Annotated in this window: 15 protein-coding genes; 13 read left to right on the top strand and 2 right to left on the bottom strand. The window is 69.8% G+C overall.

Annotated elements, in window-relative coordinates:
- The first annotated feature begins 61 nt into the window (after positions 1 to 61).
- The 11 genes from B3I25_RS08625 (at position 62) to B3I25_RS08575 (ending at position 9,056) form a co-directional block, all read left to right on the top strand.
- Positions 62 to 616 (top strand): hypothetical protein, encoded by a 555-nt coding sequence (locus B3I25_RS08625; RefSeq protein WP_286738642.1) that lies wholly within the window; start codon positions 62 to 64, stop codon positions 614 to 616.
- Between the two features lie 75 nt (positions 617 to 691).
- On the top strand, positions 692 to 844 hold the full coding sequence (locus B3I25_RS08620; RefSeq protein WP_286738641.1) for a hypothetical protein: 153 nt from the start codon (positions 692 to 694) through the stop codon (positions 842 to 844).
- Entirely contained in the window at positions 841 to 1,233 is a 393-nt protein-coding gene (locus tag B3I25_RS08615) for a DoxX family protein (RefSeq protein WP_085106837.1), read from the top strand. The genes B3I25_RS08620 and B3I25_RS08615 overlap by 4 nt, the downstream gene beginning before the upstream one ends.
- A gap of 135 nt (positions 1,234 to 1,368) precedes the next feature.
- A complete protein-coding gene (locus tag B3I25_RS08610; protein WP_206399893.1) occupies positions 1,369 to 2,166 on the top strand; it encodes a carbon-nitrogen hydrolase family protein in 798 nt (265 codons plus the stop codon).
- A gap of 139 nt (positions 2,167 to 2,305) precedes the next feature.
- Positions 2,306 to 3,433 carry a Gfo/Idh/MocA family protein gene (locus tag B3I25_RS08605; protein WP_286738640.1) on the top strand — a complete coding sequence of 376 codons (1,128 nt, stop codon included), beginning with the start codon at positions 2,306 to 2,308 and terminating at the stop codon, positions 3,431 to 3,433.
- 42 nt (positions 3,434 to 3,475) lie between these two features.
- On the top strand, positions 3,476 to 4,888 hold the full coding sequence (locus B3I25_RS08600) for a TIGR01777 family oxidoreductase (RefSeq protein ID WP_286738639.1): 1,413 nt from the start codon (positions 3,476 to 3,478) through the stop codon (positions 4,886 to 4,888).
- A gap of 272 nt (positions 4,889 to 5,160) precedes the next feature.
- Positions 5,161 to 6,708 carry a hemolysin family protein gene (locus B3I25_RS08595; protein ID WP_286738638.1) on the top strand — a complete coding sequence of 516 codons (1,548 nt, stop codon included), beginning with the start codon at positions 5,161 to 5,163 and terminating at the stop codon, positions 6,706 to 6,708.
- Positions 6,705 to 7,784 (top strand): hemolysin family protein, encoded by a 1,080-nt coding sequence (locus B3I25_RS08590; RefSeq protein WP_286738637.1) that lies wholly within the window; start codon positions 6,705 to 6,707, stop codon positions 7,782 to 7,784. The genes B3I25_RS08595 and B3I25_RS08590 overlap by 4 nt, the downstream gene beginning before the upstream one ends.
- On the top strand, positions 7,781 to 8,347 hold the full coding sequence (locus B3I25_RS08585) for a DUF3817 domain-containing protein (RefSeq protein ID WP_085106831.1): 567 nt from the start codon (positions 7,781 to 7,783) through the stop codon (positions 8,345 to 8,347). The genes B3I25_RS08590 and B3I25_RS08585 overlap by 4 nt, the downstream gene beginning before the upstream one ends.
- A gap of 62 nt (positions 8,348 to 8,409) precedes the next feature.
- Positions 8,410 to 8,841, top strand: coding sequence for a hypothetical protein (locus B3I25_RS08580; protein WP_286738635.1), 432 nt, complete (start codon positions 8,410 to 8,412; stop codon positions 8,839 to 8,841).
- A complete protein-coding gene (locus tag B3I25_RS08575) occupies positions 8,778 to 9,056 on the top strand; it encodes an ABC transporter permease (RefSeq protein WP_313361566.1) in 279 nt (92 codons plus the stop codon). Before B3I25_RS08580 ends, B3I25_RS08575 begins: the two co-directional genes overlap by 64 nt.
- Before the next feature lie 86 nt (positions 9,057 to 9,142).
- Here the strand turns inward: B3I25_RS08575 and B3I25_RS08570 are convergent, their stop codons facing one another.
- Entirely contained in the window at positions 9,143 to 9,688 is a 546-nt protein-coding gene (locus tag B3I25_RS08570; RefSeq protein ID WP_144933104.1) for a TetR/AcrR family transcriptional regulator, read from the bottom strand.
- Positions 9,689 to 9,861: 173 nt separating this feature from the next.
- Between B3I25_RS08570 and B3I25_RS08565 the strand changes: the two genes are divergently transcribed.
- Entirely contained in the window at positions 9,862 to 11,376 is a 1,515-nt protein-coding gene (locus tag B3I25_RS08565; protein ID WP_286738712.1) for an MFS transporter, read from the top strand.
- Here the strand turns inward: B3I25_RS08565 and B3I25_RS12445 are convergent.
- Positions 11,303 to 11,995: a GntR family transcriptional regulator gene (locus tag B3I25_RS12445; RefSeq protein ID WP_414672703.1), complete on the bottom strand. Its 693-nt coding sequence runs from the start codon at positions 11,993 to 11,995 to the stop codon at positions 11,303 to 11,305. The two genes, B3I25_RS08565 and B3I25_RS12445, sit on opposite strands and share 74 nt — an antisense overlap.
- A 221-nt stretch (positions 11,996 to 12,216) precedes the next feature.
- On the opposite strand from B3I25_RS12445, the gene B3I25_RS08560 reads away from it, so the two are divergent.
- Positions 12,217 to 12,428: EamA family transporter (locus B3I25_RS08560; protein WP_222119046.1), on the top strand; the 212-nt coding region annotated here is incomplete at its 3' end.

Here is a 12,428-nt window from a genome sequence, read left to right as displayed (position 1 = left end):
ACCCCTTTCCCCTCCACCGCGAGCGCCGTGCCGTCACGGCGCCGCCGGATCGTCCTCCGCCGTGGTCGCGGACGGCACCGAGCTGCCCGTGGACGAGCGGGACGCCGAGCTGTACTACCGTCCGACGACGCGCCCCGGCTCGCGGCTGCCCCACGCGTGGCTCGGGCTCGCCGACCCGCGGGAACCCAGCGTGTCCACGCACGACATCTGCGGGCACGGCCGGTTCACGGTGCTCACCGGGATCAACGGCGCCAAGTGGGCGGACGCCGCCGAACGGGTGGCCGAGGAGCTCGGCATCCCGCTCACGGCCCACGTGATCGGGCCGGAGCAGGAATACGAGGACCTTTACGGTGACTGGGCCGGACTGCGCGAGGTCGCGGAAGACGGCATGATGCTCGTGCGCCCCGACAACCACGTGGCCTACCGTTCGCACGGGATGGTCGAGGATCCCGCGGCCATGCTGACCGAGACGCTGCGCGCGGTGTTGGGCAGCGGGGAGGGTGCGCTTCAGGGCGGCCGGAGCTCCGTGAGTGCTCGCGACGCTTCCGAGCAGGACTCCAGGGGCGCTTCCGAGCAGGGAACGCGGGACGCTTCTCAGCAGGGGGCCCGGGCATGAACGTCGCACCGCGGCCACTGAGTCGGGAGGACGCCTCCCGTTACGCCACGCGCGTGACCCTGCTGGGGACCTCCGGTGGGCCGCCGTGCGCGGGACGGCTCCGACCGGGTGGGCATCTCCACGCTGCTCACCGTGAACGGTTCGCAGTACCTCATCGACTGCGGTGAGGAGTGGGGCCCGTCCTACCGCCGCTGCGGGGAGTCCACTCCCGGGTACCGTGGAGCATGACCAAAAAACTGATGACCGCCCGCCGCAGGGCCCACCGCGCCGCGCTGTTCACCGGATTGGCACTCACGGGGATGGGGACCCTGCACCTCGTGAAACCGGAACCGTTCGACCACCTGATCCCCGAACAGCTGCCCGGCACCGCCCGGCAGTGGTCCATCGGCTCAGGATTCGCGGAACTCGGGACCGCCGCGCTGCTGCTCATCCCCGCCACACGCAAGGCCGGCGGGGTGGCCGCGGCCGCCCTGTTCGTGGGCGTGTGGCCCGGCAACTTCAAGATGGCGTGGGACTGGCGCCACGCGTCCGCCGCGAAGCAGGCGATCTCCCTCGGCCGCCTCCCGCTGCAGATCCCCATGATCATGAGCGCGGTCAAGATCGCCAAGAACGCATAGCTCCCGGGGCCGCCCCGCACCCGCGGGCGGCCGGGTGGTTCCGCGTGAGACGCGCCGTCGACGTCCGCACGGAGACGGCCCCTGCGCCCCGGCAGCACTTCCGGACCCCTGCGCCGCCCGGCTACCGTGACTGATATGCGTATCGCACTCGGCCAGTTGCTTAGCACCCACGACTCGCAACACAACCTCGAGCGCGTCCGCGAGCTCGCGCGCCGCGCGGGGGAGGACCGCGCGGATCTCCTCGTGCTGCCCGAGGCCACGATGTTTGCGTTCGGTCGCAGCCTCAAGGACGTCGCCGAACCTCTCGATGGCCCATGGGCCACGGCGGTCTCCAAGCTCGCGCGTGACCACTCGGTCGCGATCGTCGCCGGCATGTTCACCCCCGGTGACGGTGATCGCGTGCGCAACACCGCGGTGATCGCCCTCCCGGACGGCACCGTGCGCGGCTACGCCAAGATCCACTTGTACGACGCCTTCGGCTTCCTGGAGTCGGACACCGTGGACCCCGGCGACGAACCGGTCACCTTCTCCGCGGGCGGCCTCACGGTGGGGGTCGCCACGTGCTACGACATCCGCTTCCCGCGTCTGTTCACGCGTTTGGCGCACGACGGCGCCGTGGTCACCGTTCTCGGCGCGTCCTGGGGGGACGGGCCGGGCAAGGTCGCGCAGTGGGAACTGCTGGCACGCGCGCGAGCCCTGGACACGACGTCGTACGTGGTGGCCGTGGGACAGGCGAACCCCGAGTCGGTGGGGGAGGAGAACCCGGACAAGGCGCCGCGCGGTGTGGGGCACAGCCTGGTGGCCGCGCCGGACGGTTCCGTGGTGGCGCGGCTGGGAGACGCCCCGGACTACACGGTCGTGGACCTGGACCCGGAGCTCGTGGAGCGGACGCGCAAGGCCATCCCGGTGCTGCGCAACGCGCGCGAACTCTGAGACCCGGGAAGCTGTGCGCGGTGGGTGAACGAGCGCTGACAGGGCTCGCGGCCCGTGCCTACAGTGGGCAGTAGCACGTCATAAGCCCCTGACTTGTGGGCGTGGACCGTCATACTCGAGCAGTCCGGAGGTCAGAATCATGGCTGATGCCACTCAGAACAACCACCCCGTCCGCTTCGCCGTCGTGGGCGTGGGACAGATCTCCCAGCAGGCATTCATCCCCGGGCTCTCCCGGATCGAGGACGCGGAGCTCGCGGCCCTGGTGACCTCGAGCCCGGAGAAGGCGGAGGTGCTGGGTCAGGAATTCGGTGTGGCCACCTACTCCTACGAGGAGTACCCCGCGCTGCTGGAGTCCGGTGACATCGACGCCGTGTACGTGGCCACTCCCGTCTTCCGCCACCGCGAGTTCGCGGAACCCGCGCTGAAGGCCGGGATCCACACCCTGCTCGAGAAGCCCATGGCCACCTCCGTGGAGGACTGCCAGGCCATCACCGATGCCGCGAAGCAGGGCGGGGCCACCCTCATGGTCGCCTACCGCCTGCACCAGGAACCCGCGACCGTGGAGATGATCGAGAAGGTCCGTGACCAGCAGGTCATCGGTGACCCGCGGTTCTTCACCGCGACCTTCTGCCAGGACATCACGGAGGAGAACCACCGCGGTCACTCGGGCTTCTGGGGTGGGCCCATCCCCGACATGGGCACCTACCCGCAGAACATGGTCCGCAACCTCTTCCACGACGAACCCGTGGAGGTCTACGCCAAGGGAGTCCGCACCTCGGGCCGCGAGTTCAACTTCGACGACACCGTGGCCGTGACCCTCACCTTCCCGGGTGAACGGGTGGCGCAGTTCACCATCAGCTACGCCTCCGAGTCCGCCGAGCAGTTCACCGTGGCCGGGACCAAGGGCGAGATCAGCGCGCAGCCGTGCTTCGGTTTCGGTCCGGGCGTGGGCATCGAGTACACGCTCACCCAGGAGGGCTCCTCCGAGAGCTTCGCCCACGACCCCGTGGAACAGTTCGGTGGCCAGACCCAGTACTTCGTGGACTGCCTGCGCCGGGGCGAGGCCCCGGAACCGGACGGCGAGGAGGGCATGCTGGACGTGCGAGTGAACGAGGCCGTCCTCGAATCGCTCGAGACCGGCCGCCCCGTCACGCTCGAGCCCTATCAGCGGGAACGGACGGTGACCTCCGATCAGGTCCGTCGCGTCACCCCCGCGGACGAACCGGAGGACGACGAGCTCGTGGACCAGGTTCCCCAGAACGGCTGATCTCCCGCATCTCGGGCCCCTCGACGAACGGACAGCACTGCCATGACACACCAGTACATCCATGAGACACGGTTGTCCCAACCCCGGGAGCGGGTCTTCGCGTGGCACGAGCGCCCCGGAGCCCTGCCCCGCCTGACCCCGCCGTTCGGTGGGGGCCCCGACCAGGTGCGCCAAGCGCCGTCGGACGGGATCGAACCGGGCTCGGAAGCCAAGCTGGGGATCTCCGTGCCCGGGACGTTCGGCATGGTGCACCTGCCCTGGACAGCCGAACACGGTGAGTGGGATCCGCCGCGGTACTTCACGGATCGCATGGTCAGCGGGCCGTTGGGGGAGTGGGAGCACCGGCACGTCTTCGAGGAGACGGAGAACGGCGGGACCCTGGTCCGGGACCAGGTCACGGTGCGCCCACTGCCGGAGTGGGCGGGCAAGCTCAACGACCTGGGTGAGCGCGTGATGACGCCGCAGCTCGAGCGGATCTTCTCCTACCGGGAACGCCAACTGCGTGCCGACCTGGACTTCCACGACCAGCACGACGGGCCCCGGCTCACCATCGCGGTGGCCGGTTCCTCCGGGCTCGTGGGCACCCAGGTGTGCGCGCTACTCGAAACGGGCGGGCACAGGGTGCTCCGCCTCAAGCGCGGCGGCGCCACCGGTGAGGGTGTCATCGGCTGGGACCCGGACGAAGGGGTGCTGAACCCGCACGATCTGGAGAGGGTCGACGTCGTCGTCCACCTGGGCGGCGAAAGTATCGCTACCCGTTTCACGCCCGCGAAGAAGCACGAGATCATGCGCTCGCGCGTGGACAGCACTAACCTGCTCGTGCGCGCGCTGGGCCAGGTGTCGGCCGAGAAGCGCCCGCGCGCGCTGGTGGTCGCCTCCGCGATCGGTTACTACGGCACCGGGCGGGGGGACGAGATCCTCACGGAGGACTCCGCGTCCGGGGACGGTTTCCTCGCGGAGGTGTGCCGGGAGTGGGAACGTGCCGCGCACGGGGCCGCCGTGTACGGCATGCGCGTGGTCAACGTCCGCACCGGTCTGGTGCTCTCACCCACGGGTGGCCTGCTGAAACCGCAACTGCCCCTCATGGGGGCCGGTCTGTCCGGGCCCATGGGCGGCGGGAAGCAGTGGCAGAGCTGGATCGGCCTGGACGACATGGCCGGCGCCGTGGCCCACCTTGCGCTGAGCGACGACGCCGAGGGCCCGTTCAACGTGGCCGCCCCCGAACCCGTGCGGCAGAAGGAGTTCGCCAAGACCGTGGCCGGTGTGTTGCACCGCCCCGCGGTGGTCCCCACACCCCTGGCCGGTCCCAAGGCCGTTCTGGGGGCGCAGGCCACCGAGGAACTCGTGGCGGCGAGCCACCGGGTGGACGTCGGCAAGCTCCTGGCCAGCGGGTACCGGTTCCGTAACGAGGACCTGCGCAGCTGCGCCGAGCACATCCTGGGGCGTACCCGCTGAGGCTGAGCCCGCCGCTCAGGTGTGAACGCGGAACACCGCCGGGGCAGAGCTCCACCGGTCGGGCGGTGTCCCTCTCCTCCCCGGGAGCGGATTCGGTATCCTTTTCTCGTGACATCTCAACACAACCGGCCCGCAGCGTACTTCGGTGCGCTCCCCTCGGCCGATGACAAGGAGTCGGACAGTCCCGGGCAGCGCCGCTGCTCCCCTGACATCCGCTCGTTCGGTTCCCCGTTCCCTTCCCGCGCCGATGCGGTGTGCATTGAGGTGAGCTGGTGCTGACGGCCTGGCTGCTCCTCCTCGTCTTTCTCCTGCTGGTCCTCGCCAACGCCCTGTTCGTGGCGGTCGAGTTCTCGTTCCTCACAGTGGACCGCCAAGCGGTCCAACGCGCGGAGGCCGAAGGCGACAAGCGCGCCAAGACCATCGAGCAGAGCCTCAAGAAGACCTCCACCAACCTTTCCGGTGCCCAATTGGGCATCACCGTCACGAGCCTCCTGGCGGGCTTCCTCACCGGTCCCAGTCTGGGCACCCTGCTCACCGAGGGCCTCGGGTGGACCGGCGTGCCCGACGCCGCTGCGGTGGGTATCGCGACCACCGCCGCGTTCATCGTCGCGACCTTCACGCAGATGGTGTTCGGTGAACTCGTCCCCAAGAACTGGGCCATCGCCGACCCCCTGCGGGTCACCCACGTGGTCGTGCTGCCGCAGAAGATCTTTATGGTGGTCTTCGGCTGGCTCGTGACCATGCTCAACAGCTCCGCGAACGCGGTGCTGCGCATGCTCGGTTTCACGCCCACGGAGGAAGTGGCCAACGCGCGCACCGCGGAGGAACTCGCGTCCGTGGTGAGCCGCTCCGGGCGTGAGGGCACGTTGGACGCGGGCACCGCGGAACTCGTGGCCCGGTCCATCGAGTTCGGTGACCGCACGGCCGCGGACGTGATGCGTCCCCGCCCCCGGGTCACCTTCCTGGACGCGGACGACACCGTGGAGCACATGCTGCTCACCGCGTCCGAGTCCGGTCACTCCCGGTTCCCCGTCACAGGGGAATCGGTGGACGACATCGTGGGCGTGGTGCACTACACCCACGCGCTCGCGGTTCCGTTCGAGGAACGCGCGGTGGTGCGCGTCGCGGACGTGTGCGTCCCCGCGGACGTGGTCTCCGAATCCATGACCCTGGACCCGCTCATGCGTCAACTGCGCAACAAGGGTCTGCAACTGGCCGTGGTCGTGGACGAGTACGGCGGCACCGCGGGCATCGTGACCCTGGAGGATCTCATCGAGGAGATCGTGGGGGAGATCGATGACGAGCAGGACACCCGGGTGCAGCGCTTCCGCCGCACCCGCGACGGTGGCCTGGTGGTCTCCGGACTGCTGCGCCCGGACGAACTGGGCGACGTGCTGCGCGTGGACATGCCCGAGGGCGAGGAGTCCGACACCCTGGGCGGTCTCATCGCCGAGGAACTGGACCGGCTGCCCAGCGTGGGCGACAAGCTCACCCTGGAAGCGATCGACCACATCCACCGCGACGACGACGACCTGCCCACCAAAGCGCAGATCCACCTGGCCGTGGTGCGCATGGACCAGCACCGCGTGGACCGCATCATGGTGCACCGCGAAGGCGGCAATCCGGACGAGCGGGGCGGTTCGACGTCGTCCACGTCCTGGCGCCCACCCGGGCGACCGGACCCGCTGGGCGGTGAGAACCGCGACCCCGAGACCGCGGAGGAATTCCGGGTCTCGCACGGCGACCGTGTGGGCGCCGCCGGTTTCCACCGGGACGAGGACGTGTCCGTGGAGGACCCGCGTGAGGAGCAGCAGCGATGACCACGAGTACCGCCATCATCGTCCTGGTCCTGCTTCTGGCGGGCAACGCCTTCTTCGTGGCCAGCGAGTTCGCGATGGTATCGGCCCGCCGCGACCAGCTCGAACCCCGCGCCTCGGACGGATCCAAGTCCGCGAAGTACGCCCTCAAGGGCATTGAGAACGTGTCCGTGTCCCTGGCCGCCACCCAGCTGGGGATCACCGCGTGCTCCCTGCTGATCGGTGCCGTGGGTGAACCCGCGATCGCTCACCTTATTGAGGTGCCCCTCGAGGCCGCGGGCGTGCCGCCCGCTCTGCTGCACCCGATCGCCCTGGCGATCGCGCTGCTGATCGTGACCTTCCTGCACATGGTCCTGGGCGAGATGGTGCCCAAGAACATCGCCATCGCGGTCCCCAGCCGCGTGGCCCAGGTGCTCGGCCCCGTGCTGCACGGCTTCGTGGTGGTCTTCCGCCCCACCATCTGGGTCATGAACGAGACCGCCAACCACCTAGTGCGCTGGCTGTTCAAGGTGGAGCCCAAGGACGAGGTCGCCTCGGCCTTTACGTCCGATGACGTCCGCGGTTTCGTGGCCGAGTCCGGCCGTGAGGGCCTGCTCGACACCGACGAGATCCGATTGCTCACGGGCGCGCTGAACTTCGAGAACAAGACGGCCGGCGACGTCGCCCTGCCCCTCGCGGGCATGCGCACCGCCCCGTCCGACATCACCGTGGCCGGGGTCGAGCAGTTGTGTGCGGAGACGGGCTTCTCGCGCTTCCCCGTGCGGGACGTGAACGAGCGGCTCATGGGCTACGTCCACACGAAGGACGTGCTGGGGTTGCCGGAGACCGCTCGGGAGCAACCGATCCCCGCGGCCATCATCCGCCGCTTCGCGCGCGTGGCCCCGGAGGACAAGCTGCGCAAGGTCACCCGCACCATGCAGGCCAACGGCGCGCACTTCGCGCTGCTGGGCCAGGTGGCCCGGGACTCGCGCACCACGGACGAGTCCGTGTACATCGTGGCGCTCGAGGACGTGCTGGAGGAGCTTGTGGGCGAGGTCCGCGACGCCACCTCCAAAGCCGATCAGGACCCCGCCGCATGAGCCCGCGGAAGCTGTACCGGATCGCCGCGACCGCCGAGGCCGTCACGTGGGCGCTGCTGATCCTGGGCATGATCGCCAAGTACGGATTCGGTGCCGGTGACCTCCCCGTGCGCCTGGCCGGGGGGATCCACGGGTTCGTGTTCCTGAGCTACTGCGTCTCCACCGTGGTGGTCTGGACGGACCGGCGCTGGCCGGCCGCCACGGGCGTGCTGGGCCTCGTGCTCTCCGTGGTCCCGTTCGCCACGGTGCCGTTCGAGCGGCACGTGGAGCGCAAGGGCCTGCTCGCGGACGAGTGGCGCGTGGCCCCCGCGGGTCACGCGCGCACCGGGGCCGGCACCACGTCGGACGGACGGGTTGCGGGGGGCGACGACGCCCGCGCCACCTCCGCCACCCCTGGCGGGGTCCCGAGCGGGCTGCGTGAGCCCGCCCGCACTCCCGCGGAGCGGCTGCTCGCGGTCATCCTGCGGTGGCCCGTGCTCTCCGCCCTGGCCCTGCTGGTGTTCGTGGTGGCGCTGTTCTCGGTGCTGCTCACCGCGGGCCCGCCCACCGAGTGGTTCTCCTGAGGGGAGCCCCACGGTGGCCCGCTCATCCCCTCGCATGATGCACACCGCAGGTCCTGTGGGACGTGATCGCGGGACTGGTCACCGGCGTGCTCCTGACCCTCGTGGCCTCCTGGGCCCGGCGCGGCGGCACTCGACGGTCTGCGCGGCTCCCGCTCCGCCGACGGCATTCCGACGCCGCGCAGCGCCTCGACGTGCAGGAAGCCACCAAGCTGGAGGAGTCCGTCGCGAAGATCCTGCACGTGGGCACGGATGAGCTGGGTGGAGCCTTACTCGAGAAGGCCGGCTACGTGAACCTCCTGGACATCCTGCTTGCGGTGATGCTGGCACTGCTCGCGGTGGCCATGGTGGTCTTCGTCCTGGGGATCGCCTCCACCACGTCCCTGTCCGTGTTGGAACCCTCCCGGGAGAACTCTCCCGGGAGAACTCCCTGTTGCGAGCGCTGGGGTTGTCCAAGCGGCAACTCGGGGCGCTCATCCGGCGGGAAGCCCTCGTGATCTCACTCGTGGCCACCGTGGTGGGCTGGCTCTTCGGGATGCTGGGGGTGATGTCCCTGGTCGTGAAGGGGATGACCGTCCGGCCCGTGGTGCCGTGGGGTGGTTTTCTGCTCATCCTGGCCGGTGCGGTGGTGGTGGCGGTCATCGCCTCCGCGCTGCCGGTGCGACGGGCCACGAAGCTCAACCCGGTGGAGGGGTTGGCGCGGGTCGACTGACCCGATCGCTCCGGCACGGCGGCGCCCTGAACGGCCCCGCCACAAAGCCCCGGTTGAGTACCGCGAGGTGCTCGGCCGGGGCTTCGTCACGAGTCCCGCGTCAACCGATCCGCAGTGTCCAGCAGGCGCTGCAGGATCTGCTGCTTCTCCTCCGGGTCCTCCGGCAGCAGACCCATGGACGCCCGTTGGTAGAGCCCGTCCCCCATGCACTGCACGGCCGTGGCGATCATCGGGTCCCCCACGTCCTCGAGGACCACGCGGTACCACTCCCGGGTCACGCGCTCGCACGTCTCGCGGGCGCCGGGCTCGCCGGACTGCACCATGCGGAAGGCCACCATGAGGCTGCGGTCCAGGGGGCTGTCCTCATAGAGGGAGGTGGCCAGGAACTCCCGTGCGGCACCCCGAGGGGATTGCGTGAGGCGGGTCAGGTCCTCGCGGGCCATCTCCTCGCACCGGGCCAGGGCGGCGTCCACGAGCGCTTGCCGGTGGGGGAAGTGGTAGAGCAACCCGCCCTTGGACACCCCCGCCCGGGCGGCGACGGCGTCCAGGGTCGCGGCACGTTCGCCCTCCGACAGCACGAGGTGTTCGAACGCGGTGAGTAGTTTCTCGCGGGCCACGGGTTTGCGGGGCATGGGTGTAGTGAACCTCACGGGGTGGGAATCATTGCCAGCCTAACCATGTTAACTGTACCGTCTAGACGGTAAAGACTTGGCGAGAGGCTCCTGTGAAGGAGCTCGGTACAACCGTGTACGGCTCGCACACCCGAATCCGCAGCTCTTCTCCCAGGAGGTTCCACGTGTCCGTGATGGTCGATCAACACCGCAAGGCCGATGCCCGTGGCTGGGCCGCCCTGGGCGCCCTCATGTTCCCGGTGCTCCTGGTCTCCGTGAACAACACCGCCCTGAGCTTCGCCCTGCCCGCGATCTCCGCGGGGCTGCGTCCCACCGCAGCGCAGCTGCTGTGGATCGTGGACATCTACCCCCTGGTCCTGGCCGCCCTGCTGATCCCCATGGGGAGCCTGGGGGACCGGATCGGGCGGCGGAAGATGCTCATCATCGGTTCCTCGGGCTTCGGCCTGGTCTCCCTGGGCGCGGCCTTCGCCCCGAGCGCCGAATGGCTGTTGGCCGCCCGCGTGGGGATCGCCGTGTTCGGTTCCATGCTCTTGCCCACCACGCTGTCCCTGTTGCGCACCGTGTTCCAGGACGATCGCCAGCGCAGCCTTGCCATCGCGATCTGGACGGCCGGGTTCAGCGCCGGCGCCGCCCTGGGTCCCATCGCCGGGGGCTTCCTGCTCAACCACTTCTGGTGGGGCTCGGTATTCTTGCTGGCTGTCCCGGTGCTGATCGCGTTCCTGATCGCGGCCCCGTTGCTGCTGCCCGAGTCCCGTAACCCCCACCCGGGACCGGTGGACCCCGCGTCCATCGTGCTCGCGATCCTGACCATGGCCCCGATCGTGTACGGCATCAAGACCATGGCCACGGGTGGCTCCGCTCTGCACGGTGTGCTGTTCATCGCCGTGGGTGCGCTGTCCGGGTTGTTGTTCGCGCGCCGCCAGGTGGTCAAGGACTACCCCATGCTGGACCTGCGCTTCTTCCGCAGCCCCCGGTTCTCGGGCGGGTTGTCCGTGAACGTGGTGTCCAACGTGGCGATGTTCGGGTTCCTGTTCTTCCTCACCCAGCACCTGCAGCTGGTCAGTGGCATGGACCCCATGACCTCCGGTCTGTTCATGGTCCCCGGGCTGCTGCTGGCGATCGTCGCCGGGCTCACCGCCGCGAAGCTGGCCTACACGATCGGATTGCGCAACGCCGTGGTGCTGGGTCTCTTGCTCGTTGCCCTGGGCTTCTTCCTGGTGTTCTTCACCGATCAACAGGCCTCGGCGCTGCCGGTCCTGGGCGGGTTCACCGTGATGAGCGCGGGTGTGGGTATCGCGACCACACTGTCCACCGACCTCGTGGTCTCGTCCGTGCCGGAACGCAAGGCCGGAGCGGCGTCGGCCGTGTCCGAAACCGGGTACGAGGTGGGCGCCGTGCTCGGCACCGCCGTGCTGGGTGGTGTGACCACCGCGTTCTACCAGGCCCACTTGGACCTGCCCGCGGCACTGGATCCCGCGAGCGCGCAGGCCGCGCACGAGACGCTGGGTGGCGCCCTGGACGTGGCCGCTCAATCGCCGTTGCAGGCTTCGATCGTCGACGCCGCCACGGCCGCCTTCTCCTCCGGCATGCAGTGGAGCTCGCTCGTGGGCGGTCTCATGGTGCTGGTCGTGGCCGTGGTCCTAGTGCGCGTGCTCCGCGCGGACCGTCGCATGCCCCGCACCCACTGACCGGACCGCGGTGCTGTAGCGGTCCTCCTCTCACGAGTCCTTCGAGTCGATGGATGCCCGTGACCAGGTCCGCTGTCGTGGGCGCTGCTGCGTAGCTCAGGCGAACGCGCGGGACGTCGGGCTGGTCGGTGTGGAAGTAGGTGCCGGGGCCAGCGCGGTGCCGCGCGCGAGGGCTGCCGAGAGGAACTCGCTCTCGTCGGTGCCCCGGGGAAGGCGCAGCCACAGGTGATAACCCCCGCGGGGGGTGATCGGGGAGGACGTCTGCCCCTAGGGTCTCGACGACCGTGCGGACCGCCAGCCGCCTGCGCTGCGTGAGCGCCGTCTGCAATCGTGCCAGGGACCGGCCACTGCTCGCATCGCGGTGGACAGGGCGGCCTGTCCGCCGACCCACGACCAGCACGTCCTCGCGCCCCCGCCCCGCCCCGGGTCGGGACACCACCAGGCCACGCTGGGCGAGTAGCGCGCGTGCCCGGGACACGGGGGAGGCGCTCGCGCCGAAGCGGGTCACGAGAGCCCGGTGGGACGGTAGCCGCATTCCCGTGGCACGTGATGTGACGTCCCGCGTCAGTTCCCGGGCGATGTCCTCGGAACTGCTACTTCGATCATGAAAGCTTGTCATAGCGCTACTGTTCCCACCGCAGTATCGGTTCGGGGCCCGGGACGGGCCGACGGCGTATGGGGCAATGGCCCCCTCCTCGCGTCCCTGGGCGTCGTCGCCTTATCCCTGAGCTTCCCGGGCACGGTCTTCGCCCTGGGCCGGTTCGGACACTGGACGGCCACCGGACTACGAGGCGCCATCGCAGCGGCACTGGCCGGGACCGCCCTCCTGTGGGCCCGCCCGTGCCCGCCCGTCACGAATGGGTGGGGATCACCGCGGTGGCACTCGGCTGCGCCCTGCGCTTCCCCTTGCTGACCACTCTGGCGCTGCAGACCACGTCCGCTTCGCACTCCGCGGTGGTCATCGGTGCCCTACCCATGGCTACCGCCGTCATCTCCACGCTGCGCACCGGGAACCGGCCCTCGTGGGCGCTCTGGTGTGTGGCCGCCACGTG

The organism is Kocuria sp. UBA1838, assembly GCF_002338785.1.
Taxonomy (GTDB): domain Bacteria; phylum Actinomycetota; class Actinomycetes; order Actinomycetales; family Micrococcaceae; genus Kocuria; species Kocuria marina.
Note: the sequence above shows the minus strand (reverse complement) of the source record. Positions and strands in the feature narration are given on the sequence as shown.